General features: G+C 37.0%; 27 protein-coding genes, 2 tRNA genes and 2 rRNA genes. 25 read left to right on the top strand and 6 right to left on the bottom strand.

Going from position 1 to position 26,188, the window contains the following annotated elements; genetic code table 11:
* From G532_RS0106530 to tsaD, 9 genes are all read left to right on the top strand, one after another.
* A 23S ribosomal RNA gene (locus tag G532_RS0106530) occupies positions 1 to 288 on the top strand; the annotation flags it as partial.
* Positions 289 to 370: 82 nt separating this feature from the next.
* Positions 371 to 486 (top strand): 5S ribosomal RNA (rrf, locus tag G532_RS0106525).
* Positions 487 to 531: 45 nt separating this feature from the next.
* Positions 532 to 608: transfer RNA gene (locus G532_RS0106520), tRNA-Met, on the top strand.
* Between the two features lie 143 nt (positions 609 to 751).
* Positions 752 to 828, top strand: a tRNA-Asp gene (locus G532_RS0106515).
* A 425-nt stretch (positions 829 to 1,253) separates the two neighbouring features.
* A complete protein-coding gene (gene thiL, locus G532_RS0106505; protein WP_027964075.1) occupies positions 1,254 to 2,222 on the top strand; it encodes a thiamine-phosphate kinase in 969 nt (322 codons plus the stop codon).
* A gap of 8 nt (positions 2,223 to 2,230) precedes the next feature.
* Positions 2,231 to 2,680, top strand: a complete 450-nt coding sequence (tsaE, locus tag G532_RS0106500) for a tRNA (adenosine(37)-N6)-threonylcarbamoyltransferase complex ATPase subunit type 1 TsaE (RefSeq protein ID WP_027964074.1) — start codon at positions 2,231 to 2,233, stop codon at positions 2,678 to 2,680.
* Entirely contained in the window at positions 2,677 to 3,372 is a 696-nt protein-coding gene (gene tsaB / locus G532_RS0106495; protein ID WP_027964073.1) for a tRNA (adenosine(37)-N6)-threonylcarbamoyltransferase complex dimerization subunit type 1 TsaB, read from the top strand. The genes tsaE and tsaB overlap by 4 nt, the downstream gene beginning before the upstream one ends.
* Before the next feature lie 2 nt (positions 3,373 to 3,374).
* Positions 3,375 to 3,818, top strand: coding sequence for a ribosomal protein S18-alanine N-acetyltransferase (rimI, locus tag G532_RS0106490; RefSeq protein WP_027964072.1), 444 nt, complete (start codon positions 3,375 to 3,377; stop codon positions 3,816 to 3,818).
* The gene (gene tsaD / locus G532_RS0106485) at positions 3,815 to 4,822 is read left to right on the top strand and encodes a tRNA (adenosine(37)-N6)-threonylcarbamoyltransferase complex transferase subunit TsaD (RefSeq protein ID WP_035512647.1); all 1,008 of its coding nucleotides are present in this window, start codon (positions 3,815 to 3,817) and stop codon (positions 4,820 to 4,822) included. The genes rimI and tsaD overlap by 4 nt, the downstream gene beginning before the upstream one ends.
* Positions 4,823 to 5,011: 189 nt before the next feature.
* Here the strand turns inward: tsaD and G532_RS0106480 are convergent, their stop codons facing one another.
* Positions 5,012 to 6,943: an ABC-F family ATP-binding cassette domain-containing protein gene (locus tag G532_RS0106480; RefSeq protein ID WP_027964070.1), complete on the bottom strand. Its 1,932-nt coding sequence runs from the start codon at positions 6,941 to 6,943 to the stop codon at positions 5,012 to 5,014.
* A 168-nt stretch (positions 6,944 to 7,111) separates the two neighbouring features.
* Here G532_RS0106480 and G532_RS0106475 point away from each other — a divergent pair, with 168 nt between their 5' ends.
* The 4 genes from G532_RS0106475 (at position 7,112) to G532_RS0106460 (ending at position 10,338) form a co-directional block, all read left to right on the top strand.
* On the top strand, positions 7,112 to 7,744 hold the full coding sequence (locus G532_RS0106475) for a redox-sensing transcriptional repressor Rex (RefSeq protein WP_027964069.1): 633 nt from the start codon (positions 7,112 to 7,114) through the stop codon (positions 7,742 to 7,744).
* A gap of 5 nt (positions 7,745 to 7,749) precedes the next feature.
* A complete protein-coding gene (locus tag G532_RS0106470) occupies positions 7,750 to 8,148 on the top strand; it encodes a nuclear transport factor 2 family protein (protein ID WP_027964068.1) in 399 nt (132 codons plus the stop codon).
* A 118-nt stretch (positions 8,149 to 8,266) separates the two neighbouring features.
* On the top strand, positions 8,267 to 9,658 hold the full coding sequence (locus tag G532_RS0106465; RefSeq protein WP_027964067.1) for a DHA2 family efflux MFS transporter permease subunit: 1,392 nt from the start codon (positions 8,267 to 8,269) through the stop codon (positions 9,656 to 9,658).
* A 17-nt stretch (positions 9,659 to 9,675) separates the two neighbouring features.
* A complete protein-coding gene (locus G532_RS0106460; protein ID WP_027964066.1) occupies positions 9,676 to 10,338 on the top strand; it encodes an SOS response-associated peptidase in 663 nt (220 codons plus the stop codon).
* A gap of 131 nt (positions 10,339 to 10,469) precedes the next feature.
* Here G532_RS0106460 and G532_RS0106455 read toward each other — a convergent pair whose 3' ends face one another.
* The 4 genes from G532_RS0106455 to G532_RS0106440 form a co-directional block, all read right to left on the bottom strand.
* Positions 10,470 to 10,787: a hypothetical protein gene (locus tag G532_RS0106455; protein WP_051189087.1), complete on the bottom strand. Its 318-nt coding sequence runs from the start codon at positions 10,785 to 10,787 to the stop codon at positions 10,470 to 10,472.
* A 190-nt stretch (positions 10,788 to 10,977) separates the two neighbouring features.
* The gene (locus tag G532_RS0106450) at positions 10,978 to 12,348 is read right to left on the bottom strand and encodes an alanine/glycine:cation symporter family protein (protein WP_027964064.1); all 1,371 of its coding nucleotides are present in this window, start codon (positions 12,346 to 12,348) and stop codon (positions 10,978 to 10,980) included.
* Between the two features lie 203 nt (positions 12,349 to 12,551).
* A complete protein-coding gene (locus tag G532_RS0106445) occupies positions 12,552 to 12,746 on the bottom strand; it encodes a YdiK family protein (RefSeq protein ID WP_027964063.1) in 195 nt (64 codons plus the stop codon).
* 3 nt (positions 12,747 to 12,749) lie between these two features.
* Positions 12,750 to 13,469, bottom strand: coding sequence for a CPBP family intramembrane glutamic endopeptidase (locus G532_RS0106440; RefSeq protein WP_027964062.1), 720 nt, complete (start codon positions 13,467 to 13,469; stop codon positions 12,750 to 12,752).
* 202 nt (positions 13,470 to 13,671) lie between these two features.
* Here G532_RS0106440 and groES point away from each other — a divergent pair, with 202 nt between their 5' ends.
* The 8 genes from groES to G532_RS14890 all read left to right on the top strand — a co-directional run bounded on the left by groES (position 13,672) and on the right by G532_RS14890 (position 20,423).
* Positions 13,672 to 13,956 carry a co-chaperone GroES gene (gene groES, locus G532_RS0106435; protein WP_027964061.1) on the top strand — a complete coding sequence of 95 codons (285 nt, stop codon included), beginning with the start codon at positions 13,672 to 13,674 and terminating at the stop codon, positions 13,954 to 13,956.
* Positions 13,957 to 14,007: 51 nt separating this feature from the next.
* Complete coding sequence (gene groL, locus G532_RS0106430; protein WP_027964060.1) at positions 14,008 to 15,639, top strand: chaperonin GroEL; 1,632 nt, start codon at positions 14,008 to 14,010, stop codon at positions 15,637 to 15,639.
* A 200-nt stretch (positions 15,640 to 15,839) separates the two neighbouring features.
* Complete coding sequence (locus G532_RS0106425) at positions 15,840 to 16,085, top strand: hypothetical protein (protein ID WP_027964059.1); 246 nt, start codon at positions 15,840 to 15,842, stop codon at positions 16,083 to 16,085.
* 144 nt (positions 16,086 to 16,229) lie between these two features.
* Complete coding sequence (locus G532_RS0106420) at positions 16,230 to 16,775, top strand: nucleotidyltransferase family protein (RefSeq protein ID WP_027964058.1); 546 nt, start codon at positions 16,230 to 16,232, stop codon at positions 16,773 to 16,775.
* Positions 16,776 to 16,913: 138 nt separating this feature from the next.
* Positions 16,914 to 17,360: an OsmC family protein gene (locus G532_RS0106415; RefSeq protein ID WP_027964057.1), complete on the top strand. Its 447-nt coding sequence runs from the start codon at positions 16,914 to 16,916 to the stop codon at positions 17,358 to 17,360.
* A 521-nt stretch (positions 17,361 to 17,881) separates the two neighbouring features.
* A complete protein-coding gene (locus tag G532_RS0106405; RefSeq protein WP_245570118.1) occupies positions 17,882 to 18,151 on the top strand; it encodes a Sec23/Sec24 zinc finger-containing protein in 270 nt (89 codons plus the stop codon).
* Between the two features lie 544 nt (positions 18,152 to 18,695).
* Positions 18,696 to 19,931: a hypothetical protein gene (locus G532_RS0106400; RefSeq protein WP_027964055.1), complete on the top strand. Its 1,236-nt coding sequence runs from the start codon at positions 18,696 to 18,698 to the stop codon at positions 19,929 to 19,931.
* An 81-nt stretch (positions 19,932 to 20,012) separates the two neighbouring features.
* A complete protein-coding gene (locus G532_RS14890) occupies positions 20,013 to 20,423 on the top strand; it encodes an SACOL1771 family peroxiredoxin (RefSeq protein ID WP_051189086.1) in 411 nt (136 codons plus the stop codon).
* A 350-nt stretch (positions 20,424 to 20,773) separates the two neighbouring features.
* Here the strand turns inward: G532_RS14890 and G532_RS16040 are convergent, their stop codons facing one another.
* On the bottom strand, positions 20,774 to 20,911 hold the full coding sequence (locus G532_RS16040; RefSeq protein WP_156882553.1) for a hypothetical protein: 138 nt from the start codon (positions 20,909 to 20,911) through the stop codon (positions 20,774 to 20,776).
* Between the two features lie 93 nt (positions 20,912 to 21,004).
* On the opposite strand from G532_RS16040, the gene G532_RS0106385 reads away from it, so the two are divergent.
* The 4 genes from G532_RS0106385 (at position 21,005) to G532_RS0106370 (ending at position 26,090) form a co-directional block, all read left to right on the top strand.
* Complete coding sequence (locus tag G532_RS0106385; protein WP_027964054.1) at positions 21,005 to 21,493, top strand: hypothetical protein; 489 nt, start codon at positions 21,005 to 21,007, stop codon at positions 21,491 to 21,493.
* A 283-nt stretch (positions 21,494 to 21,776) separates the two neighbouring features.
* The gene (locus G532_RS0106380) at positions 21,777 to 22,610 is read left to right on the top strand and encodes an NAD(P)-dependent oxidoreductase (protein WP_027964053.1); all 834 of its coding nucleotides are present in this window, start codon (positions 21,777 to 21,779) and stop codon (positions 22,608 to 22,610) included.
* Between the two features lie 147 nt (positions 22,611 to 22,757).
* Complete coding sequence (locus tag G532_RS0106375) at positions 22,758 to 23,159, top strand: (deoxy)nucleoside triphosphate pyrophosphohydrolase (RefSeq protein WP_027964052.1); 402 nt, start codon at positions 22,758 to 22,760, stop codon at positions 23,157 to 23,159.
* A gap of 30 nt (positions 23,160 to 23,189) precedes the next feature.
* Positions 23,190 to 26,090, top strand: coding sequence for a DEAD/DEAH box helicase (locus tag G532_RS0106370; RefSeq protein ID WP_035512644.1), 2,901 nt, complete (start codon positions 23,190 to 23,192; stop codon positions 26,088 to 26,090).
* Positions 26,091 to 26,188 lie beyond the last annotated feature (98 nt).

The raw sequence follows: 26,188 nt of genomic DNA, 5'->3' as shown, positions 1-26,188 counted from the left end.
TATCCGTCGTGGGCGCTGGAAATTTGAGAGGAGCTGTCCTTAGTACGAGAGGACCGGGATGGACACACCGCTGGTGTACCAGTTGTCCTGCCAAGGGCATGGCTGGGTAGCTACGTGTGGTCGGGATAAGTGCTGAAAGCATCTAAGCATGAAGCCCCCCTCGAGATGAGATTTCCCATTGCTTCAAGCAAGTAAGATCCCTCAGAGACGATGAGGTAGATAGGTTCGAGGTGGAAGCGTGGTGACACGTGGAGCTGACGAATACTAATCGATCGAGGACTTAACTTCGATCGAACGTGAAACATTTTAATGCTTGGTTACAAACTCTTATCTAGTTTTGAAGGTACATCCTTCTAAAAAAGTAACACGATCCGGTAGCAATGGCAGAGAGGCCACACCTGTTCCCATGCCGAACACAGCAGTTAAGCTCTCTAGCGCCGATGGTAGTTGGGGTTCTTCCCCTGTGAGAGTAGGACGCTGCCGGGCTGTTACAAATTTAAACTGAAGAAAATAGTAGTATTCAGTTAATATCGCGGGGTGGAGCAGTCTGGTAGCTCGTCGGGCTCATAACCCGGAGGCCGTAGGTTCAAATCCTACCCCCGCAACCAATATTTATCACAACACTACGTCGAATATGCTTCTATGAGAAGTGATATCAGGAGTGCTTTAGTGCAACCAATATTTATCACAAAACTACTTAGAATAATCAAGTAAGTTATATATAACCAAGCTACAACTTTGATACATAATTGGTCCGGTAGTTCAGTTGGTTAGAATGCCTGCCTGTCACGCAGGAGGTCGCGGGTTCGAGTCCCGTCCGGACCGCCATTTAAAATTTCAGACCAAACCTGTGGATATTCCACAGGTTTTTTTAATGGATAAGAAAGTATATAAAACTTCGGCCATAGAATTCTGTTCTATGGTATTTATTTATATAAGTTACTATTGGTCGCAATATACATCTGGATATAAAGTTACTTTTATGGATGAAGTCTACTTTTTATGGATATATTCATAAGAATTCTGGATATCCTCGCAACAATTCTGGATATAAAAAAATTCTCGTGGATAAAGGAGAAGAATTCTGGATATGAAATGACTTTTCTGGATATCGACCTACTTCCTACTTTTCTTGTATTGATTTTTTTTATTGAATGAAGAAGAAAGTATGGTTACTGAAATGAAGTTATTTCCTTCTTCATGTAGAATTTGCTATCATGAATTTAACTTATAAAAACAAAAGAGGATTATAAATGAAGGAATTTGACTTTATACAAGCTATCAAACCATCTTTTTATTATCAATCATCTGTCATTAAAGGAATTGGAGATGATGCAGCTGTTGTTCAACCAAGTATGGCGGGCAACATGGTTATTACTTCTGATTCTATGGTAGATGGCGTTCATTTCACAACGGATTATATGACTTTCAAAGACATTGGTTACCGTGTGTTAGCTGCTAATATTAGTGATTTGATTGCTATGGGTAGTACACCAACTTATTACGTCGTTAATGTTGTAGTTCCAAATGATGTTTCGCAACATCAATTAGTTGAGGCGATTGATGGGATGAAAGAGCTGGCTTCTCGTTACAGGATGGATTTGATTGGTGGCGATACAGTATCTGGAGAACAATTAATGTTTTCTATAACTGCGTTTGGATCCGTTTTCGCGAATAAGAAACGTCTTCGGTCGGATGCAAAAGTGGGTGATCTGATCTTTGTTACTGGTAATCTTGGTGAAGCAGGCTATGGGCTTTCATTGCTTCAAGAAAATAAACAAGACGAGACTTATTTTATAAATAGACATAAACGCCCAACGCCAAGACAGGGATTTATAGAAGCACAAAAGGACTTAACTAGATTATGTTTAAACGATATTAGTGATGGAATCTCCTCGGAATTAAATGAGATTGCTGTTGCCTCAGATGTGAACATGCACATTAAGCGTGAGATATTACCGGTACACCCTAATATGAAACATTTATCCAAAGAGGGGTTAGATTATTTTACACTTTCTGCTGGTGAGGACTTTGAACTTGTCGGCACTTGTTCGAAGGAAGAATGGAATATTTTGAAACGTAATTGTGAAATAAATGAGGTTCCCATTACTCTAATTGGGGAAGTAACTAATAAGAAGAATCAACCTACTGTTTGGTTAAATAATGGCAGGGAAGATCTGATTTTAAAATCGAACGGCTATCAACACCGTTCTGAATCGTAGGTGATCGCATGTTAATGTTTAAGACACAATCTGAGATGGAAACAAAAGAGATAGCTATAAAACTTGCAGAAATGCTGCATCCTGGCGATGTTATTACTTTGGATGGAGATTTAGGTGCAGGTAAAACAACGTTTACTAAAGGACTCGCAGAAGGTTTAGAAATCAAACGTACAGTTAATAGCCCCACCTACACAATCATTAAAGAATATGAGGGACGAATTCCTTTGTATCATATGGATGTTTACCGTTTAGAAGGTAGTGAAGAGGATATTGGCTTTGACGAGTATTTTGAAGGTGAAGGAGTCACTGTAGTAGAGTGGTCTTTATTTATCGAGTCATATTTACCTGTAAACAGACTGATGATTTCTATTGAGAAAGTAGATGAGCAACAACGTAGCATTACAATCAACCCAAAAGGGGATCGGTATGAACAAATTAGTAAGGAGTTAAAGGAATGAAAGTACTAGCCATTGATACATCTAATCAACCAATGAGTGTTGCAGTTACGGAAAATATGATTCTTGAATCAGAACTAACGGTGAATGTGAAACGAAATCACTCGCTTCAGTTGATGCCTGCGATTGAACAAGTATTAGAGCACGCCTCTACCTCGATCAAAGACATTGATAAGATTGTTGTAGCAGGTGGTCCAGGTTCTTATACAGGGTTAAGAATTGGAGTAACCACTGCGAAGTCACTTGCTTGGTCGTTAGATCTTCCGATTGTACAAGTTTCTAGCTTAAAATTAACTGCTGCCTCCCTCCTATATATGGACGGGTACGTAAGTCCGTTTTTCGACGCGCGAAGAGGCAATGTATTTACTGGATTATATAAAGTTTCTAAAGGGTCTGTGGAACAAATAATCCCAGATCAGAATTTATCGATGCAAGATTGGATCTCCAAATTAAATGAACGAGAGCATCCAATTACATTCATATCTCCCAATGCAGATGCTTTTAAAGAAGAGATCGCAGCCCAATTCCAACTAGATTATCAATATATAGAACATACATTAAATATCCCTAGGGCAGGAATGCTTGCCTCGATCGGGGTCAATCAAGATGCTGATTCTGTGCATTTAATAGCTCCAAACTATCACCGCCTTGTGGAAGCAGAAGCGAAATGGTTAGAGCAACAAAAGGAAGAGTAACAATGGATGATATAACAATTAGGAATATGGTAACTTCCGATTTGGATGCTGTGATGCAAGTGGAGCATGCGTCATTCCAATCTCCGTGGAAGAAAGAAAATTTTATATTTGATTTAACTGAAAATTTCTACTCGTATTATTTAGTAGCAGTGAAAGCTGGGGAGATTATAGGTTACTGCGGGATTTGGATTGTTTATGATGCTGCTCAAATTACAAATATAGCTGTGCATCCCGAGGAGCGTGGGAATCATTACGGGGACCGATTATTTGAAGCCGCACTTGCTTTAGTGAAATTAAAAGAGGCAGAAACGTTAACGTTGGAAGTGAGAGAATCGAATATTGTTGCACAAGAATTATATAAAAAATTCGGCTTAGAAGTGGTCGGAAAAAGAGAAAGGTACTATCAAGATTTTGAAGATGCGTTAGTAATGTGGGTGAAATTATGAAGAAAACAAACGAAATAATCTTAGCTATAGAAACAAGTTGTGACGAAACGGCTGTTGCTGTTATTCAAGGCGGGAATAAAATCCTATCAAATGTCGTTGCTACTCAAATGGAGATTCACCAAAAATTTGGAGGGGTCGTCCCAGAAGTTGCTTCTAGGCATCATATGGAACAAATTACGCTTGTCATGGAACAGGCTTTAGAGGAAGCAAAAGTAACGATGGAACAAATTGATGCAGTAGCTGTGACGAAGGGCCCTGGTCTAGTAGGGGCGTTATTAGTTGGGGTAAATGCAGCTAAAGCTATCGCATTTGCACATCAGAAGCCATTGATTGCTGTCCATCATATTGCAGGGCATATTTATGCGAATCGTTTTCAAGCTGAATTTGATTTTCCGTTACTATCGCTAGTTGTTTCTGGGGGTCATTCGGAGTTAATTGTGATGGATGAGCATGGCTCTTATGACATTATTGGTGAAACCCGGGATGATGCAGCAGGAGAAGCTTATGATAAAGTAGCAAAAGCACTGAAGCTTCCTTATCCAGGAGGACCTCAGATCGATCGTTTAGCACAACAAGGGGAGGATACATACAATTTCCCTCGTGCCTGGTTACAAGATTCGTATGATTTTAGTTTTAGTGGGTTGAAAACTGCGGTGATTAACCAACTGCACAAGCTTAGACAAAAGGATCAAACGATTGATCAAGAGAATATCGCTGCATCCTTTCAATCTAGTGTGATGGAAGTTCTTGTGGAAAAAACGTACCAAGCGGCAACTGCGTATGAAGTGAAGCAGCTAATTGTTGCTGGAGGCGTTTCCGCAAACAAAGAGTTAAGAGAGCGAATGGAAGAAAAGTTTAAGGATTCTTCGATTCAAGTAATGATTCCACCACTCTATTTATGTACTGATAATGCGGCGATGATTGGAGCAGCTGCATCGATTCAATACCATCAAGAAGATTTTGCGGATTTATCATTAAATGCAAATCCAGGATTCATGCTTTAACATGCTCGTACACAAATAATCCACAGCCTGATCATTGGCTGTGGATTATTTTTATTATCTATTCGTATATAGCGATTTGCCTGTTCGTGAAAATGTGGACAAAAATTACATAAAACTGTGGATATTGTGGATAAGTCTGTGTGTAACTTGTATAATAACGATTTTTCTGTGGATAACTATGTTGAAACCTTACTCCTCAAATTCTTCTAATTTCTCTTGAGTTTCAGACCAGTCGTTCATTTTTTCTTCAAGTTCTGTTTGATAATGCTTTAGGCTATCGTTTATTTCTTGTAAACGAATGAAATCACCTGCTAAATCAGGATCGGCCATTTCATTTTCCAGTTTCTCAATCTCAGACTCAATCGAACTAATTTCTTCTTCCAGTGTCTCCGATTTTCGTTCCAGTTTCCGTAAGTCCCGTTTTGTTTGTTTATCTTGATGGAATTGCTTTTTCGTTTCCGTAGTATCTGGAACACTGTTTTTTTGTTCTTCCATTTCACGGAGTTGTTTTTCTTCCTCAAGCTTTTCCAAATAGTAGTCATAGTTCCCCAAGAACGTCCGCATGGAATCCTGTTGCATCTCGAAGATCTGCGATGCGATTCGGTTAATGAAGTAACGGTCGTGGGAAACGAAAATAATCGTTCCAGGAAAATCTTGCAGAGCAGCTTCTAGCACTTCTTTGCTATCTAGATCGAGGTGGTTGGTAGGCTCGTCCATGACTAAAACATTTGCACGTTGCAACATGAGTTTAGCTAATAAGACACGAGCTTTTTCCCCACCACTTAACATTCCGATGGTCTTTAAGACATCATCACCAGTAAATAGAAAGTTTCCGAGAACTGTGCGTACATCCTTTTCAGGCATGTCCGGGTAATCATCCCATAATTCACTTAGTGCGGTCTTCGATCGGCTTAATGAAACCTGCTCTTGGTCGTAATAACCAAAGGCAACATTCGTTCCTACTTGTACTTCCCCTTCAACATGTTCCATTTTTTGCAGCAAAGCTTTTAGGAGTGTTGTTTTTCCTACCCCGTTTGGACCAACAATCGCAATCCGGTCGCCTCTATTGACGTTAAAGGAAATGTTTCTAAAAATCGGATCGTCAAGGGCTGCGTATTTTGCAGTTAAATTCGAGACCTTTAACACATCATTACCGCTTTTTTGATTAACTTGAAAGGAAAACTTCGCACTGGCATCGTCTAGGTCCGGCCGATCCACGCGCTCCATCTTTTCGAGCATCTTTTGTCGAGACTGCGCACGTTTACTCGTGGAATCACGCGCGATGTTTTTTTGCACAAATTCCTCATGTCGCTTAATCTCTGACTGTTGCTTTACGAACCATTTCATCTGCAATTCGTAATCCTCTTGTCGTTTCTTTAAATAGTAACTATAATTCCCGGAATACTTTTTGGATGACTGAAATGCGACTTCATAAACTGTCTTAACCGTCTGATCAAGAAAGTAACGGTCGTGAGATACAATCACAATTGCACCTTCGTATTTATTTAAATAACCTTCTAGCCAATTTAAGGTATGAATATCTAAATGGTTCGTAGGCTCATCTAAAATTAATAGATCCGGTTTAGCTAATAACAGTTTACCTAAAGCTAGTCGCGTTTTCTGACCACCACTTAAAGAAGTGATCGGCGTTTGGAAATCAAACTTCCCAAATTCAAGTCCATGTAAGACAGATTCAATTTCCGATTCATAATTAAATCCACCTAATGCCTGGAATTCTGCTTGCTTACGGTCATATGTTTCTAAAAGCGTATCGTAATCAGAGGAGTCACGCTCTGCCATTTGTTGCTCCAACTGCCTAAGTTCGTTTTCTAATTTCCGAGTTTCTTTAAATACCGTTAACATTTCATCCCAAATCGTCAAAGAAGAGTCTAATCCAGCGTGCTGCTCTAAGTAACCAAGCGTTACACTTTTCGGTTTGTAGATCTCGCCTTCATCATATTCAGAGATTCCTGCCATCACCTGAAGAAGGGTAGATTTCCCTGCTCCGTTTCTTCCAACAATCGCAATTCGGTCGTTGTGATGTACTTCTAATTTAATTTTCGATAAAATAAGGTCAGCACCAAAAGACTTACCAACCTCATCAAGTTGCATAACAATCATATTTTTCACCTCAACGGGACTAGTGTATCTTATACTTCCAACAATTTTAACCCGATCAATCGATTAAATTTAATTTTTAGCCTATTTGATTAATACTCAAAGCTTAGACCTTACTATATTGTAGCACGTAAATAGTCGGTTCGTCCCTATGAGCGTGATAAAGGAGCAGTGCATATGGACGGAAATAAAATTCCACAGGCAACAGCAAAGCGCTTACCATTATATTATCGCCATCTAAATAACTTGCACCAACAAGGAAAGCAACGTATTTCGTCTAAAGAATTAAGTGAAGCTGTGAAAGTTGATTCAGCAACCATCCGTAAAGACTTTTCCTACTTCGGAGAACTCGGGAGAAAAGGATATGGCTATGACATTCAGCACCTTATTCAATTCTTTCGCAAAGCATTGGACCAAGATGAAGTCTCGAAAGTTGCATTAGTAGGTGTGGGTAATTTGGGGACTGCATTACTTCATTATAATTTTATTAAAAATAACAATACGAAAGTGGAGTTAGCTTTTGATACCAAGAAAAACTTAATTGGTACAGAAATCGGAGACGTACCAATCTATGCTAGCGATCGGTTGAAGGAAGTACTGAAGGAAAAAGACATCCGTGTTGTCATTTTGACGGTACCTGCTCAAGTAGCTCAAGATGTTACCGACGAACTAGTAGAAGCGGGAGTAGAAGGGATCTTGAACTTTACCCCGTCGAGATTAACAGTACCAGACACCGTGCGAGTTCATCACATTGATTTGTCGGTGGAGTTGCAGTCACTTATTTATTTCTTGAAAAAAGGGTGATTCCAATGCGTACAAAAAATCATAGTAATGAAACGAACAATTACAAAAAACAAGCAATCACATTTCTAAAGCTTATAGCATCAGGAGAGGTAGAGGAAGCATATCAGAGATACGTATCGCCTGACTTCCTTCATCATAACGCCCATTTCCAAGGTGATGCAGATTCGCTTAAATTTGCAATGAAAGAAAATGCAGTTGCGAATCCTAATAAGGTACTCGAAACCAAACTTGCTATTCAAGAAGAAGAGATGGTAACGGTATATTCCCATGTGAAACAGAACCCTGAAGATCTAGGGGTAGCCGTTGTACATATCTTCCGTTTTCATGAGGGTAAGATTATTGAATTATGGGATTTGGGTCAACCCATACCGGAAGATTCTCCGAACGAAAATGGGATGTTTTAATAAATATTGCTTCGACTGCAATCTTTACAATTCTACAACTTTCCATTTCATTCCTTTCTTTTACCACCAAAGAGGAGTAAAATAGTTCGTGAATCGAATGAAATAAGGGGACAAAATAATGAGTAAGTTACCGAATAAGTGGCTTGTGGTGTTTGCGGTGTTATTTGGAACATTCACAGTCATATTAAATAATAGTATGTTAAATCCAGTGCTACCAGAGTTCATGTACATATTTGATTCAGATGCGGTAGGGGTAAGTTGGATCTTAACCATCTTTATGATTTCGATGGGGATGACGATGCCGCTTACAGGATATTTAGGAGACCGGTTTGGGAAAAAGAAAATCTATTTAACCGGTGTGCTTTTATTTATGGCCGGATCTATTTTAGGGGCTCTTTCACAGACGTTAAGTATGGTGATTATTGCCCGTGCGATTCAAGGTATAGCTGGTGGATTAATGATGCCGAATGCGATGGCATTAATCTTCAATGCCTTTCCGAAAAATGAACGAGGGTTCGCGGTTGGAATCTATGGAATCTCTGTTATGGTGGCACCTGCAATTGGACCAACAATTGGAGGGATCATAGCCGAGAATTTCAACTGGGTGTTCTTGTTTTTATTTAATATTCCTTTCGCTTTATTAAGCTTGTTCTTTTCCTATAAATACTTAAAGCCGACAGAATCCAATCCGAATTTACGCTTTGATTATATTGGATTCTTAATCATTACAGTAGGTGTCGGTTCAGTTCTATACGTTTTAGGTCGAGGAAGAGAATTTGAAACGTTATTAGAAATTCAAAATATCATCATCTTTGTATTAGGTGTTTTATTGATCGTCGCCTTCGTGAAATATGAATGGAAGAAAGAACAGCCGCTGCTAAATTTATCGGTATTTAAAATTAAAACATATCGCTATTCCATCCTCGTCACATCTGCAGCTTCGATTGGGTTGTTTTCTGGACTTTTCCTCATCCCATACCTCCTGCAAGAGGCGTTTGAATTTGGATTGGTTGCGACAGGGTTGATTTTCCTTCCAAGTGCTTTAGCCAGTGGTCTATTTATGAGTATTGGTGGAAAGCTGTTAGATAAAAAAGGACCACGATTTGTTATACCAGTTGGACTAGCCTTATTATCAAGTGCTAGTTTGGCGTTTGGATTTATTGAGTTAACGACAGCATTTTGGGTTGTTGTAGTGATTTATATTTTTCATGGAATTGGACTTGGGTTAGGAAACATGCCTGCTACAACTGCGGGCATGAATTCGATACCAGAACATTTAGTTGCACAAGGTTCAGCAATGAATAATTTAATCCGTCAATTTGCCTCATCGTTTGGGATTGTCTTCTTTTCCGTGTATTATGAAATTAGAAGAGGGAATTTAATGCTCTATGATCAGCAAACAACACAAGAGGCCACTCTACATGCCATTAACGAAGCATTTATCATCGCAGCAGTAATCATAGCTTTAGCCATTCCTGCAGCCTTTAAGATGAAAGGGTTAGATGAATAGGAAAAGGAGAGGGTACCATGTGCGGAAGGTTTACGTTAACAGTGGGTACGGACTTTTTAAAAGAAGCTTTTGAAGCGAGCTCGGATTTTAATTGGAATGAAAGTTTTAATATCGCCCCAACCCAGGAAGTGGTGTCGATTGTTTATGATGGCAGTCAAAACAGGCTAGGGAAGATGGGCTGGGGGCTCGTTCCATCATGGGCCAAGGATCAAAAAATGCAATCGAAAATGATTAACGCAAGACTAGAAACTGCAGATGAAAAGCCAAGCTTCAAACGACTGATGGCGAGAAGAAGGTGCTTAATTGTTGCCGATAGCTTCTATGAGTGGGTAAAAGATGAGCAAGGAAACAAACAACCAGTAAGAATCTATATGCCAAACCGACAGCTTTTCACATTTGCAGGCCTATGGGACAGATGGGAAAAAGACGGCGAGCAGATGGTTACGTGTACGATTCTCACGAAAGAAGCAAATGAATACGTCAGTGATATTCACCATCGAATGCCTGTCATTTTACCGAAAGAAGCGGAACAAACCTGGATCGATTTCGAACCGAAAGATCCGACTGAAATGAAAAAGTGGATATTAGGGTTGGATTCAGAACCGCTTGCTTATCATCCAGTTAGTACGTATGTGAATAGCCCTCGTAATAATGATGAGCAGTGTATTGAGAAGGTATAAGAAAAGGGAACACATCTATTCTAAAATTATATCAAAAAGGGGACTTAGGATTTATTCTAAGTCCCTTTACAATTGAAAACTTTTTATAAGTAACGCTACAAGTAACTTTGAGTAAATTGACTCACAACAATTCATGCATCTTTTTCATTCATTTTCCACTTTATATAATTGTAAACGAACTGCAATAAAAAAAGTAAAATGATAAAAGTTCCAAATAATATGAGTTCATTTGAAGTTAAGTCAAGAAACCAATATACAATTATATATAATAAAGGTATAAATGGAATTCCCCATAATGTACGTATCATCCTTCTTCTATAAGTTAGTTTATGATAGCTTATGACAAAACCTTTATCCTTTTTTTCTACATCTTTGAATGCCCTTGATATTATAAAACTAATAGTTATAGATACGATTGTTACAACAATCAAAATCATTACTATCTCCATTACTTTCCCCCCTTAGTGAATAAAACTTTAAATACATTACTTCATAAAATCTTATGTCTTATATGAGTTCTTTCATGAATTTTAACATAATTTACTATTTTATTTTGAACTAAAATAAAACACGTGAATTCAAATGTGAATTCACGTGTGAAATAGTATGCCTTTTTACTTTGATCAGATTGCAATATCTTTAAGATGTTTCATTCGCTTCCCGTTCTTTAGCTTCTTCTTCTTGGCGTACCTTAATAAATCGCTTCGTCTCCGCTACAACCACTCCGGATAAGAGGAGGAGACCGATTAAGTTTGGTACTGCCATTAATCCGTTCATTACGTCTGCGAATGCCCATACAACTTCTAATTGTACAATTGCACCTAAGAAAATGAATGCAATAAAGGCAACGCGGTAAATGTTAAGGCCTTTGTGCTTCGTTAGGTAACCGAAACATTTCTCGCCGTAATATGACCAACCTAGAATGGTTGAGAAGGCGAAGAATATTAAACCGATGGAAACAATCATCGAGCCTGTTGGTCCTAGGAAGAATTCAAATGACTGAGCTGTTAAGCTAGCACCTTCTTCTCCACCGATATACATATCGGCCATAACGATTGTGATACCTGTGATCGAACAAACAACAATCGTATCAATGAATACCTGCGTCATCGATACAAGTGCTTGACGACCAGGGTAGTCTGTACGAGCTGCGGCTGCTGCGATTGGAGCAGAACCTAAACCAGCTTCGTTTGAGAATACACCACGCGCTACACCCCAACGAATAACTGCACCGATTGCACCACCTGCGACAGCTTCCCCTGTGAATGCATCTGTGAAGATTAATCCAACTGCTGCTGGCACCATGTCAAAGTTGATAATTAAGATAATTAATCCACCAATTACATAGAATAGTGCCATAAACGGAACGATATAAGCAGTTACTCTACCAATACTCTTAATACCACCTAAGATAACAAGAGCAGCTAAACCAGTAAGTATAATACCAGTGACCCATAAAGGAACACTAAACGTACTATCCATAACATCTGATACCGAGTTAGACTGTACCATGTTTCCGATACCAAATGCTGCAACAGCACCGAAAATCGCAAATAATACCGCTAACCATTTCATGTTCAGACCTTTTTCAATATAGTACATCGGTCCACCAGCCATACGGCCACTTGGTTCTTTTACACGGTATTTAACCGCTAAGATCGCCTCGGCATATTTTGTTGCCATACCGAATAGTGCAGAAATCCACATCCAAAGAACGGCACCTGGTCCACCAAGTACAACAGCTGTAGCAACACCGGCTATGTTACCTGTACCAATTGTTGCTGCTAGAGCAGTCGTCAAGGATTGAAAGTGAGAGATATCCCCCTCTGATTTCTTGTCTTGCTTTTTAGGACTAAAAGATAATTTCAAGGCATAAGGAAGTGTCTTGAATTGCAGGAAGCTTAACCTAAACGTTAAGAAGATCCCTGTACCAACTAATAAGATTAATAACCAAGGTCCCCAAACAATACCACTTAAATCCCAGAAAAAATCAGTGATTTGTTGTTCCATCGTATTCCTCCTTTTTTGTGTATAATTTATGAACTTACGTTTAAATCATATAAAACTTGCGAAAATATTACAATATATTTTTTCAGAAAATTTACAATAATGATTAAAAATCAAATTAATACCTGACAGGTTAGTCCAATATATGTATGACTAATCTGTTTCATGCATAAAAAAAGGACCTCGTTGTTAAGGTCCCCCGAAAATTATTTTTTCTTATTAGAAGCATTGTGTAGACCAATCATGCGAAAGGCGACAATGAAATCGATCGTTGCTATAGCAGCAAAGAGAATCGTCATAAAATTCCAGATTGTCTCTTCGGCCGTTTCGATTGCAATATACATAAACAATACGCCCATAATCGCATAGACGATTGCGAGAAATAAAGGTGAAAACTTCATAGCTTATTTTCCTCCAAGGTATAACAGTACAATACTGCTCATTTCTTCAAGTTGTCGTTCTAGTTCGTCGATATCTAAATTCATTTGAATCAAAATCACGATCGTATTCATCGCCATATGCGCAATGATTGGTACGATAATACGATTGGTTTTCACATACAAGTACGCAAACGCAAAGCCCATTGCCGTGTACGTTAAGATGAACGTGAAGTCCCAATGCACAGCTGCGAAAATTAAGGATGATGCTAAACCAGCAATAATGAAATTCGTTTTCTTATAAATTTCTCCAAAAATAATTTTACGGAAAATGATTTCTTCTAATACCGGTGCGAATAAAATGGGCAAGAGGATAAATAAGATATTTTCTTCAATAAGCCCCATGATATCAGCTGTATTCTCAGATCCTTGATCGATTCCGAGTACATAGATATTAATGATATTCGCAATGATCTGTACAAAGTAGGCTAGGAATACACCTAACACAGACCAACCGATAATTTTTCCAAAACTCGGCCCACTTCTCATATTTACTTGCTGCATATCTTTTTTCAATAAAAACATAATCCATAAAAAGCCAACCGTCATCGAACCAAGTGTCCAATAGACAAATAAGTTTTCTATTGATTCATTCGGATAAAACTCTCTTAATATAGGTACGCCAATAACCCCAGATAGCTGGGCTGCAAGATAAACAATTAAAATTCCCCAATACCTTTTTGGCAAATTCATCTTCTCCTTCTATTCTAAGCTCGTCTGATATTATATCTCTATCATATTCTATACTAAATAGAATATTGAAACAAAAATTTTAAGCTAATACTTGCAAAAAATTCTCAGATTCATTATTATAATAATTGGAATTAGCACTCACTAACGTTAAGTGCTAATAATTATCTTCAACAGATATTTGGAGGAGGGTTTTATTGTGTTAAAACCATTAGGAGATCGCGTTATTGTAGAACTAGTAGAACAAGATGAGACAACAACAAGTGGTATTGTCTTACCTGATTCTGCAAAAGAAAAACCTCAAGAAGGCAAAGTTGTTGCAGTCGGCACTGGCCGTGTAACAGACAATGGAGAAAAGGTAGCTTTAGAAGTAAGTGAAGGCGACCATATCATTTATTCCAAGTTTGCCGGTACAGAAGTAGAAAAGGACGGGAAAGAATACCTAGTCCTACGTGAAAACGACATCTTAGCAGTTATTCAATAATACAAATGATGAATAAGTAAAGTTTGATCTACTCAAGGAGGGTATTTAAGAATGGCTAAAGAATTAAAGTTTAGTGAAGACGCACGCCGCTCAATGCTACGTGGTGTGGATACATTAGCAAACGCAGTAAAAGTAACATTAGGACCAAAAGGACGTAATGTTGTTTTAGATAAAAAATTCGGTTCCCCATTGATCACCAATGATGGTGTAACAATCGCAAAAGAAATCGAATTAGAAGATGCATTTGAAAACATGGGAGCTCAACTTGTATCAGAAGTAGCTTCGAAAACAAATGAAATCGCAGGTGACGGTACGACTACCGCAACTGTTTTAGCACAGTCGATGATCACAGAAGGTCTGAAAAACGTAACTTCCGGTGCGAACCCAGTTGGCATCCGTCGTGGAATTGAAAAAGCATCTAGATTAGCTACAGAAGAATTACACAAAATTTCTAAGCCAATCGAAGGTAGAGAGTCGATTGCACAAGTAGCTTCTATCTCTTCTTCTGATGATGAAGTAGGACAGTTAATCGCAGAAGCAATGGAGCGCGTTGGAAATGATGGTGTCATCACAATTGAAGAATCTAAAGGCTTTAATACAGAACTTGAAGTAGTAGAAGGTATGCAGTTCGACCGCGGATATGCATCTCCTTACATGGTGACGGACCAGGATTCTATGGAAGCTGAATTAGAAGATCCGTACATTCTAATCACAGATAAGAAGATTTCTAATATCCAAGAAGTACTACCAGTTTTAGAGCAAGTCGTACAACAAAGCAAGCCAATTTTAATTATTGCGGATGATGTAGAAGGAGAAGCACTAGCTACATTAGTAGTTAACAAACTTCGTGGAACATTCAACGCAGTAGCTGTAAAAGCACCTGGTTTCGGTGACCGTCGTAAAGCAATGCTTGAAGACATCGCAACCCTAACTGGTGCAGAAGTAATTACAGAAGACTTAGGCTTAGACCTGAAGAGTGCAACAATTGACCAACTAGGTAAAGCTTCTAAAGTGGTTGTAACGAAAGAGCACACAACAATCGTAGAAGGAGCAGGAGACACAGAAAAACTAGGAGGCCGCGTAAACCAATTACGTGCCCAACTAGAAGAATCTACTTCTGACTTCGATAAAGAAAAACTACAAGAACGCCTAGCGAAACTAGCAGGTGGAGTAGCAGTCATCAAAGTCGGTGCAGCTACAGAAACAGAATTAAAAGAGAAGAAACTACGCATTGAAGACGCATTAAACTCCACACGCGCAGCAGTAGAAGAAGGAATTGTTGCTGGTGGTGGAACAGCGCTTGTAAATATCTACAAAAAAGTAGCAGAACTAGAATTAAGTGATGACGAAGCAACAGGCGCAAGCATTGTACTTCGCGCACTAGAAGAGCCAGTTCGCCAAATCGCTCACAACGCAGGCCTTGAAGGCTCGATCGTTGTAGAACGACTAAAAGGCGAAGAAGTAGGAATCGGCTTCAACGCAGCAACTGGCGAATGGGTCAACATGATCGAACACGGAATCGTAGACCCAACAAAAGTAACACGTTCAGCACTTCAAAACGCAGCATCCGTTGCCGCAATGTTCCTAACAACAGAAGCGGTAGTCGCAGACATCCCAGAAGAAGATGGCGGCGGCGCGCCTGACATGGGCGGCATGGGCGGCGGCATGCCGGGCATGATGTAATTAAAGTAAATACGACACTCCTTTATATGAAGGGGTGTCGTTTTGTTTTAATAATTAATTGTAGTTATAAATACCTAAAGAAATACAAACCTACAAATATGGCAAACAATATCTATATTTAATACTAACTTTTGAAAAATAAATGTAAGATTAATCTATTTATTGTATAATGTTTCAAACGGGAAAAAGGAGAGGGTCTATTGGCATTCGAAAAGTATAAGAAGCTAAATCATAAACAAAAAATCATCAGAGGTTTATGGATGGATGCTGTTGTGTTTCCGCTGCTGATTGTTGCTTATATTACCGAAGTAATACCTAGGACATTAACTATTATTTTTACCATCGTATTAATTACTGGAAGTACCTTCAAGTATACATATAATTACAGACGTTGGAAACATGGAAAGAGTGCCGATCCGGAGCATAACAAACTTTGGTGGTTTTAGAAAAAGTTATTCTCAAATTACACAAATGAAAAGGTGCGGTGAAAACTGAACTGTACCTCGAAAAGTAGATGGTTTAAATAACTATATTTCGAACAATACTTAATCAAACTATACAAAATAATCATGAATACCAGGAGAGTACATATGCTACAGACATTATCTTTTATCGGAGAAAGAATAGAACACAATAATATAACTTGGGGGATTGGTGGTTCCCTGCTACTTAGTTTTTATAATATTATTGATAAGCCTAATGATATAGATATTTTAGTAGAAGAAACAGATGCGGCCAAATTAAATGAAATAATATCCTCGATTGGGAAACCAAAAGAAGCAGTAAGCTCTCAACCCTTTCACACAAAGAGCTTCTCTAAATATAGAATTAAAGAAGATGATATAGATATCATGGGTGGCTTCGCAATACAACATGACGAAGGAATTTATAAAATACCGCTGGAACAGGAATCCATTGTTGCCCATAAAAATATAAATGGAGTAGACATCCCTTTATGTGCGCTTGAAGATTGGTATATCTTATATTGGTTAATTCCAAATAAACAAGAAAAAGCATTACTTATTGAAAATTATCTAAGAACTAATGGAGTATTACATCCACGATTGTTAGAAAAAGCTTTGAAACAGCCATTACCGTGGGAAGTGAAGATAAGGGTGAAAAATCTATTAAACTAATAGGACATTGTTAAATATAATAAGTTTCATGTTAATATATTCCGATAGATTATTTTGTTAAAGTAACGTTGGAATGCTGACTTGAAAACCAAGATAAGTTTAACGATATAAAATTGTACGCAAGGAGAAGTGAAAAGCATGGCAGAACACCATTTTAATCTAAAGGCAAATTGGCCAGGACTACGTAATGATGTAGGAGAAATTGAAGCCGAGCATTTAGTGACAAAAGTATCTATTCCAAAAGAAATGGATGGCCCCGGTATTGGTACCAATCCTGATGAAATGCTACTTGGAGCGGCATCGACATGTTACATTATTACACTAGCTGCGATGATGGAGCGTAGTCAGATAGAGAAAGATGGATTATCTATGGAATCAGAAGGAATTGTTGATGTAACAAATGGTGTCATTACATATAAAAAAATTATCCATCGTCCAGAAATAGTATTGAAACAAGGTGCTTCCGTTCGATACAAGAATGAGGTACAAAAACTTGCAGAAAAAGCTGAACAATCCTGTATGATTAGCCGTGCAATTAAAGGTAATGTGGATATTCAGTTAGAAGTTACTATTAAAACTTCTTAATTGTATAACATAGTAGTCTTGCTTAACCCTGTCTAATGGTGAGTCATTAGGGTTGAAATGCCTTATATTTAATATAAATAATGAAAGCGCTTACTATAATAACAAATCTATCATTTCATAAATGATAGTGAATGATATTGAGATAGTAGCATACAGGAGAAAACATTATTACATTAGGGGGGGGATGACCATTGAGTAAGAAAATTGGTTTCTAAGGATTAAGGACAGTTCGTTTTCCGATGGCCGTAAATTTAAAAAAGCTGGATTTGAAGTGATCGGTTATGTTGCTTTTAAAGGTGTTTACAAGAAAGATGAAACACGGGGATCACAATGGTAAGGACATTAAAAAAGGTTGTGGAGGAATCTGATGAATTGATTATTCAATGGTGGATCAGAATCTTCCTTCTTCTCAAAAAAACTCAGCAATACGAACTAGAAGTTTAGGATCGTCTGCATTCATTTTGTTAAAAAAATTTTGAACCATTTCCTAGAAAACTTAATTTTGCAAAATTCTTCTCTGCATGAACCGAATCATAAATGTTGGAAAAAAGTTGATTATGAAAGGAAATTTTGAAATGGGACTTTTTGGTAAGATGTTTGATGCGTTGTCAGGAGAATCTGAACGTTTTCCTAATGTTGATTGGTACTGTGATCGTTGCAACGCATATTTAAATGAACAGTCAGAATTTGATGATCATAAATATACTTGGGAATGTACAGATTGTGGTCATAAAAATAGCATCTCAGCAACTAATGTGTATGAATCCGAAGAAGATTTCAGAACTAAGTGATTGAGAACTATAGAGTATTCTGTTAAGTGAAATTTATTATAAATACTGGTAGAAATGATCCTCGTAATAAGATTCTAGTATTAATAATGAAATGAGCCTTAAGCAATATAACTTAAGGTCTTTTTGATGTTTATGGACATAGGTTCGACAGCACCTTGATATAACTAGAGTCAAAATTGTTCTTCCCTATTTTAAATCGATCAAAATCTTGCAAACCCCTTCCTATCTTTCTTAATTCACTGTAGGAACCGCCCTACCAGCATAATCCGCAATAGACTAAATATTACGCAAAAAACGGTCTAAAATTGAATGAACTAAACTTTTTTTGCAATTCACATCAATGTATCTATAAAAATTTTTCGCTATTATATAGTCTACTAATACTAAATAGAATCTTTCTTTTCCAGGCACCCGAGCGATGGAGTTACTAAAGACAGCAATATTTAATTCCAAATAACAGTTATAAATGTCCATGACTGAATTTAAGCAATCCGTACATAGAAAACTAACTATATATTAGATAAAAAGGAAGGGGAAAAGTTCAATGAGAAGATACGGAGAACCATTATTTTCACAGGGAGATATTTCAAATCATCTTAGAAGCTGTAAAGAAGCCGTTACAAAGGAAATAAGAGAGAAAAAAGAAGATTATTTGATAAAAGTAGGAGAGGCACAATTTGTTGAATATATGGTTGACTCAAACATGATAAATGAATTAACCATGTATTTAGATCACGCAGAAGTAGAGGAAAGAGAAGAAATGATTCCGGATGAGTACTTTCCAAGCACTTTTTTTGTAAGAGAAGGCAAAAGCTATCCTAGGCCTGTTTATTATTATAATATTCCATACGAAGGTGAATCAAATCTACTAAGACTTCGTCCATCAACTTTTCGACTGCATCATCCTTACGTGAGAATAAGTAGCGATAAGCTAACTACAAAGTTTATTTCTTTTGATAATGACATGAATAAATTAAACAATGAAATTTTATCAATAAATGATGATTTAAAATACAATATAGAAAATATAAATGAGGATATACGAAGTTACAATAATACTCTTAAAGAACATGTGGAAAATGTGTTTAGGTCGAGAAAGGACCAAATTCTCGACAAAAGAAATCAGCAACAAAAGCTAATAGTTCCGTTGAAAAGAAATCAAGACAACAATCATGCATACTCAGCACCACCTCCAAAAATAAAAAGGAACATTTCGCCTAAACCAACAGTACCTTCTGATAAGAATGTTAAGCCTTACCCAATGCTGAGTGATGATGATTATAAAATCATTTTAGACAACATAAACGGAACAGGAAAAGCGCTTGAAAGAAAACCCTCAGTATATGCGGATAAAGTAGAGGAAACTTTAAGAGACCATATCTTGATGAATCTAGAGCCTGTTTTCGATGGTAGCGCAACAGGAGAAACGTTTAACCAAAAAGGTAAAACTGATATCCTTTTAAGGTACCAAAACGATAATATTTTTATAGGTGAATGCAAGTTTTGGAAAGGTGGTAGTTCATTAATAAAAACAATAAATCAATTGTTACGCTATTTAACATGGAGAGATTCAAAGACGGCAATTATAATGTTTGTAAGAAATAATGACTTTAGTTCGATAGTAGCTAAAGCAAAGGATGCAATGAAAGAGCATCCTAACTATATTAAATTTGAAAATGAAAGTGATCAGACGTGGTTTAATTATGTCTTTTATCTGGAAGGAGACAAAAATAAAGAAATTAAAATAGCTTTAATGCTGTATCATATGAAGCCGGAATAAGTGTTAACAATAAATATGTCAATTCCAAGCCTTCATTTAACGGGCATTATTATGTGGTAGTAAAAGAAACGGGCAGATTGACTGGGACTACGTAATGACGTAGGGGAAATCGAAGTAGAGCATTTATTTACAAAAATTTCTATACCTAAAGAAATGAGTTTACCGGGCATTGGTACAAATCCTGATAAAATGCTCCTTGGAGCGGCATCGACATGTTACATTATTACACTAGCTGCAATGTTGGAACGTAGTCAGATCGAGAAAGATGGATTAACTATGGAATCAGAAGGAATTGTTGATGTAACAAATGGTGTCATTACATATAAAAGAATTATTCATCGCCCAGAAATAGTATTGAAACAAGGTGCTTCCGTTCGAGACAAGAATGAGGTACAAAAACTTGCTGAAAAAGCTGAACAGTCCTGTATGATTAGCCGTGCAATTCAAGGCAATGTGGATATTGAATTAGAGGTTACTATTAAAACTCCTTAATTGTATATTTAAGGATTACTTTCCACAGGTGGTTGTTGGGGAAGTAGAGATGAGGGAGCAAGCAATAAAAGTTATAAATATATATTAATAGTTAGGTAGATATAATTGAATTTGCTGGTAAGGTTTTATTGTACTGTAAAATGATACAGCTTAATTACCAATATAAAATGAAGCTGAATATTTTGAAGCGGTGAACAAGTTATGTAAAGATTCACCAAATACTGACTATTTAGCAGGATTTAATGTTAGAATATATATTAATTACCAACATTAAACAATAACCTTTATATATTTTAAAAAGGAAGTCCTAAGATAAATTGTGAACTTCCTTTTTAAAAAAGATGTACAGCTTATGAGGTTTCAATCACACAAGCGAAATAACATGGGGGATTCGGTTCATTCTGAATTTCTACATCACCACCTGCACTTGATGAGATTGGAGAAAAGAATCCAATCGCCAGTACTGTTGAAATTACTAGTTTTTTCATTTTTTCACCTCCCAAAGCTTTATGCTGAATAGCGTAACATAAATTATAAAATATTACAATTTATCTATAATTTGGAATGAAGGTGGTTTATCAATGAATACTTTTTCAAAGATTGCTTTAATTGTTGCAATATTGAGTATGTTTGTATTATCTTTGTTTGTTGTTTTTTTAAGTCCTTATTCAATTTTTGATGAGCAAAATCATACAAACAGAGACAATCCAGTAGAAAAAATTGAGCAATCTAACAGAGAATTAAATGCTTTTATTCCTGCCAAGAAAAGTATTATTGACACAGAAGATAGTGACTCGACCATTGAATTAATTAGTTATAAGCTTACGCACATAAATGAATTAGTTAATCAAAGATTATTAAATCAACCTAGTAAAGTAAATAAAGAAGAATTAGATGAGATATTGTCTGAAGTTAGAAATGTTAAGGTGGTAATTAATAGTAGGGTAGGAAGTATAGATTATACTAGTAAGGGTAGACAGTATTTAGAGGATGGACACTCGAGAATGGAACTATTAGAAGAACTTATTATTGATTGGGAGATTTTACTAGAGAAAGAGGACCAAAGTTGAATGGTTGCCATTGTATTACAGACATCTAATTTATACCCTTAAAGAATTAAATAATTTACGAAAGTTAACTGGAATTGGTATATTACACATCCTCAGTTATCGCCTCCATACACAATACGAAGATCTAACTTCAAGTCAATTTGTTTGAAATGCCTTTTATTTGATGTAAATAATGAAAGCGCTTACGATATTAATAAATCTATCATTTCATAAATGATAATCAATGATATTGAGATAGTAGTATACAAGAGAATACATTATATCATTATGGGAGGCATGACCATTGAGTAAGAAAATTGGTTTCGTAGGGTTAGGAGCAGTCGGTTTTCCGATGGCTGTTAATTTAAAGAAAGCTGGATTTGAAGTGATCGGTTATGACGCTTTTAAAGGTGTTTATGAAAAAGCGGAAGCAGCAGGGCTTACAATGGTAGAGACATTAAAAGAAGTTGCCGAGCAAGCGGATGAAGCGATTATTTCGATGGTACGTGACTATGATCAGAATGTAGATGTCATTTTTGGCTCAGACGGTCTGATGACTGGAGACTCGAAAGGTAAAACGGTTATATGTATGAGCACACTGGATCCAGATACGATGAAACAATTAAACCAAAAAGTAGAAGACGAAAGTGACATGAATTTAATTGATGCTGGGGTGAGTGGAGGCGTTGCTGGAGCGGAAGCGGGTACGTTGTCTATTATGGTCTCAGGATCTGAAAACATCGTGACGTCTTGTCGTCCTTATTTTGACGCAATGGGTTCTAATATTTTTTACTACGGAAACGAAACAGGCAATAGCCAGATCGCTAAATTAATTAACAATCTTATTCTAGGAGTCAATGTCAATGCCGTGGCAGAAGGCCTTAAATTAGCGGAGCACTTCAATTTACCTCAAGACGAGTTACTGAACCTGTTACAAGTCAGCACAGGTGATAGCTGGGTAGTTAGAAATTGGAGTGACGTGTCAGAGTGGACGGCAGATGCTACCTTGAAAATTCTGTTGAATGATTTAACGGCTGTTAACCAGCAAGGAATTAAGCATCATGTTACGTTACCGTTTAGTGCTTTGGCTGCTACGCAGTTGATTGATTCTTTTGGAGAAGGAAAACCGAAGTCATAACGTGGGAGTGAATTAATCATTCTCGTTTACTTCGGTTATTAGATTGGCCCTAAATTATAAGGTAGCGTTTAAAAATATTCCTTTTTTTACCGATCTTAATTGTATAGAATAGAAGCATATTGTATAGATTATAACTAGGAGGCCCCCATGAAAAAAGACATCCACGTAGTTGGCGCAGTGATCATTAAAAACGGAAAAGTCCTATGCGCACAAAGAGCTTCCAATACCACCTTACCGCTTAAGTGGGAGTTCCCAGGAGGTAAGGTCGAAAAAAACGAGACGGCCAATGAAGCTCTTGTACGAGAAATTAACGAGGAATTTAAATGTAGTGTTAGTGTAGGTGATCAGGTCGAGCACACGGTTTATGAATATGATTTTGGTATTGTTCATTTGACTACTTATTATTGTGATTTGATTGATGGTGAACCTGTTCTGACAGAGCATGAGAAAATGGAATGGCTTGCACCTTCAGAACTTTCTAACTTAGATTGGGCTCCAGCAGACATTCCAGCTATCGAAAAGATAGAAAAGGATGCAGCAGTTAAATAAGAACATTCTTCAAAGAGGAGGTAGATTAACTTGAATAACAACTTATTAGTAAATGACCTTGAAAACTCTTTAAGGAAGGGTTTTATAGATCATCATACGAAAAGTACTGGAAAATACGAACCTCAGCTATTAGTAAACAACAGAAATAAGAGTGAAAATGTTTTATCTACCTTTCTCGAGGAGCTCGAACGGTGCAATACGTTTATCTTTTCCGTTGCCTTTATCACAGAGAGTGGACTTGCGACACTAAAGGCGATTCTACTAGATTTAAAAAGAAGAGGAATTAAAGGGAAAATATTAACTTCTACGTTTTTAAACTTTAACCAACCTAAGGTGTTTAGAGAGTTATTAAAAATCACAAATGTAGAAGTAAGAATGACGTCAATCGAAGGTTTTCATTCGAAAGGTTACATATTTGAACACGATTCTTATCATTCATTGATTGTAGGGAGCTCTAACCTTACAGCCCATGCCTTGAAGGTAAATCATGAGTGGAATATCAAGTTAACCTCCCATAATAATGGAGAGGTTATTCATCATTTCAAAAGACAGTTCCAAGAAGTTTGGAATTCTTCACAACCTCTTACAGATGAATGGATTAGTTATTATGAATCTGTATACAAACCATTAGAACCTAGAGAATACATAGAAAATGTTGTGGAAATACCAGAGCAATATAAAATCAATTCCCTCGAAGATTCACTCAACATTAAACCAAATAAGATGCAAGAAGCGGCACTTAGTGAGATTCAAGCAGTAAGAGATGAGGGACACGATAAAGGGCTTGTAGTTTCAGCTACAGGGACAGGAAAAACGTATCTATCTGCTTTCGATGTCAGACGTTTTAACCCTAAGAGAATGTTGTTCATCGTTCACCGGGAACAAATACTACATAAAGCTAAACGTGACTACATGCAAGTACTTGGAGGAATCGAAAGCGAGTTTGGTTTTTTAACAGGAAGTAACAAAGATCTGAATGCTAAATATTTATTTGCGACGATTCAAACCATCTCTAAAGATGAAACGTTAAGCCAAATCAATGCGGATGCTTTTGACTATATTATTATCGATGAAGTTCATAAAGCAGGGGCTCAGTCTTACCAGAAGGTTATTGATCATTTTAATCCAGAGTTTTTTATGGGAATGACGGCAACACCTGAGAGAACAGATGATTTTAATATATACGAATTGTTTGATTACAACATTGCGTATGAGATTAGGTTACAAGAGGCTCTAGAGGAAGATATGTTATGTCCATTTCACTACTTTGGGGTCACTGATTATGAAATAGGTGGAGCAACAGTAGATGAAACGAGTACGCTATCAAAGCTAGTGAACAAGGAAAGAGTAGAACACATATTGGATAAGGTGAAATACTATGGATATTCCGGTCAATCTATTAGGGGACTGATGTTTTGTAGTAGAAAAGATGAAGCAGAAAAATTATCCGAGTCTTTAAATTCACATGGCTTAAAGACGGTAGCATTAACGGGTGATCATTCACAAGACTTTAGATCAGAATGCGTACAAAGATTAGAGAATGATGAGCTAGATTATATTCTAACTGTAGATATCTTCAATGAAGGTATAGATATACCGAGTATTAATCAAGTCGTCATGCTAAGGCAAACAGAATCGAGCATCATTTTTGTGCAGCAACTTGGAAGGGGATTACGGAAACACGATTCTAAAGAGTTTGTCACTGTGATTGATTTTATTGGAAACTATAAAAAGAATTATCTGATCCCTGTAGCGCTTTCAGGTGATCACTCTCAAAATAAAGACAATATTCGTCGGAAAACGGTTGATACTAGTTATCTTAATGGTGTTTCGACGATCAACTTTGAAGAGATCGCTAAGAAAAGAATATACCAATCAATCGATAGTGAGAACCTTTCCAAAGCAAAAATGTTAAGAGAAGAGTTTAAGCAATTAAAAAATAAGATAGGAAGAGTACCATTCTTTTATGACTTTCTAAGAAATAACTCTATAGATCCTACTGTCATTGCTGAAAAATATGATAACTGCTATGAATTCTTATTCAAAGTTGGGGAAAAAGATCTTCCTTCTATTAGCCAGGAAGAATATAAAATTCTAACCATGTTATCAAAAGAAATCTTGCAAGGCAAAAGGTTGCATGAGATTGAATTATTGGAGCAGCTTATTAATAATGGTGATATGTCCAAAAGAGAATATGAGGCTGAGCTGAGTGATCTGGGTTGTAATATAGATGAGGGAACATTAAATTCAGTTGAAAACCTCCTCTCCTTGTCATTTTATACGCAAACAGATTCGAAGAAATTTGGAAACAAATCGTTTATTTCGATTAGTAATGGTCACTATAAATTAAATGATAACTTTGCCCAAGCAGTAGCCAATAATGATTTCTTTAAGGTACTAGTGATCGATGTTATTCATACTGCTAAAGAAAAGGCTAATAAATACACTCAGAATCAACCATTTACTTTGTACGAAAAATACTCGAGAAAAGATGCCTGTAAACTATTAAATTGGGGTAACGACGAAAGTTCGACTATGTATGGTTATAAGATTAAGCACGGAACTTGTCCTATTTTTATCACTTATCACAAGCAAGATGATGTAGAATCGAGTGTAGATTACGGGGACGAACTGATGAGTCCAGACTTATTAAGATGGTATACCAGAAGTAATCGTTCGTTAAGGTCTCACGAGGTCCAGAATATTATTGAAGCTGAGAATAAGGATATTGATCTACATATTTTTATAAAAAAAGATGATGATGAAGGCAAAGACTTTTACTATCTAGGAAAAGCCCTACCAGAGAAAGACACAGCAGTAGAAGCTACGATGAATGATAAGAATGGTAAGGAGATTCCTGTTGTTCATATGGATATGGTGCTAGAAAACCCTGTTGACTACAAACTATTTAAATATATTACTAAGGATTAAAGGTGAATGGTCCAACAATGAAGAAGTTACTCATTAGTGATTGATCTAATGAGTAACTATTTATATCGGTCACTAAAAGTCCTAATCGGAGGAAGTAC

Origin of the sequence: Halalkalibacillus halophilus DSM 18494, assembly GCF_000423105.1 — a bacterium.
GTDB lineage: Bacteria > Bacillota > Bacilli > Bacillales > Alkalibacillaceae > Halalkalibacillus > Halalkalibacillus halophilus.
This window is presented reverse-complemented; position numbering and strand designations above follow the sequence as displayed.

Bases quoted from the DNA above. Each gene is read 5' to 3' on its own strand.
- G532_RS0106400 (WP_027964055.1), top strand. From the start codon at position 18,696: ATGAGAAGATACGGAGAACCATTATTTTCACAGGGAGATATTTCAAAT.
- thiL (WP_027964075.1), top strand. From the start codon at position 1,254: ATGAAGGAATTTGACTTTATACAAGCTATCAAACCATCTTTTTATTAT.
- tsaE (WP_027964074.1), top strand. From the start codon at position 2,231: ATGTTAATGTTTAAGACACAATCTGAGATGGAAACAAAAGAGATAGCT.
- G532_RS0106420 (WP_027964058.1), top strand. From the start codon at position 16,230: ATGCTACAGACATTATCTTTTATCGGAGAAAGAATAGAACACAATAAT.
- G532_RS0106460 (WP_027964066.1), top strand. From the start codon at position 9,676: ATGTGCGGAAGGTTTACGTTAACAGTGGGTACGGACTTTTTAAAAGAA.
- G532_RS0106385 (WP_027964054.1), top strand. From the start codon at position 21,005: ATGAATACTTTTTCAAAGATTGCTTTAATTGTTGCAATATTGAGTATG.
- G532_RS16040 (WP_156882553.1), bottom strand. From the start codon at position 20,911: ATGAAAAAACTAGTAATTTCAACAGTACTGGCGATTGGATTCTTTTCT.
- G532_RS0106470 (WP_027964068.1), top strand. From the start codon at position 7,750: ATGCGTACAAAAAATCATAGTAATGAAACGAACAATTACAAAAAACAA.
- rimI (WP_027964072.1), top strand. From the start codon at position 3,375: ATGGATGATATAACAATTAGGAATATGGTAACTTCCGATTTGGATGCT.
- G532_RS0106450 (WP_027964064.1), bottom strand. From the start codon at position 12,348: ATGGAACAACAAATCACTGATTTTTTCTGGGATTTAAGTGGTATTGTT.
- G532_RS0106455 (WP_051189087.1), bottom strand. From the start codon at position 10,787: ATGGAGATAGTAATGATTTTGATTGTTGTAACAATCGTATCTATAACT.
- G532_RS0106415 (WP_027964057.1), top strand. From the start codon at position 16,914: ATGGCAGAACACCATTTTAATCTAAAGGCAAATTGGCCAGGACTACGT.
- G532_RS0106445 (WP_027964063.1), bottom strand. From the start codon at position 12,746: ATGAAGTTTTCACCTTTATTTCTCGCAATCGTCTATGCGATTATGGGC.
- tsaB (WP_027964073.1), top strand. From the start codon at position 2,677: ATGAAAGTACTAGCCATTGATACATCTAATCAACCAATGAGTGTTGCA.
- G532_RS0106480 (WP_027964070.1), bottom strand. From the start codon at position 6,943: ATGATTGTTATGCAACTTGATGAGGTTGGTAAGTCTTTTGGTGCTGAC.
- G532_RS0106375 (WP_027964052.1), top strand. From the start codon at position 22,758: ATGAAAAAAGACATCCACGTAGTTGGCGCAGTGATCATTAAAAACGGA.
- tsaD (WP_035512647.1), top strand. From the start codon at position 3,815: ATGAAGAAAACAAACGAAATAATCTTAGCTATAGAAACAAGTTGTGAC.
- G532_RS0106405 (WP_245570118.1), top strand. From the start codon at position 17,882: ATGAACCGAATCATAAATGTTGGAAAAAAGTTGATTATGAAAGGAAAT.
- groL (WP_027964060.1), top strand. From the start codon at position 14,008: ATGGCTAAAGAATTAAAGTTTAGTGAAGACGCACGCCGCTCAATGCTA.
- G532_RS0106465 (WP_027964067.1), top strand. From the start codon at position 8,267: ATGAGTAAGTTACCGAATAAGTGGCTTGTGGTGTTTGCGGTGTTATTT.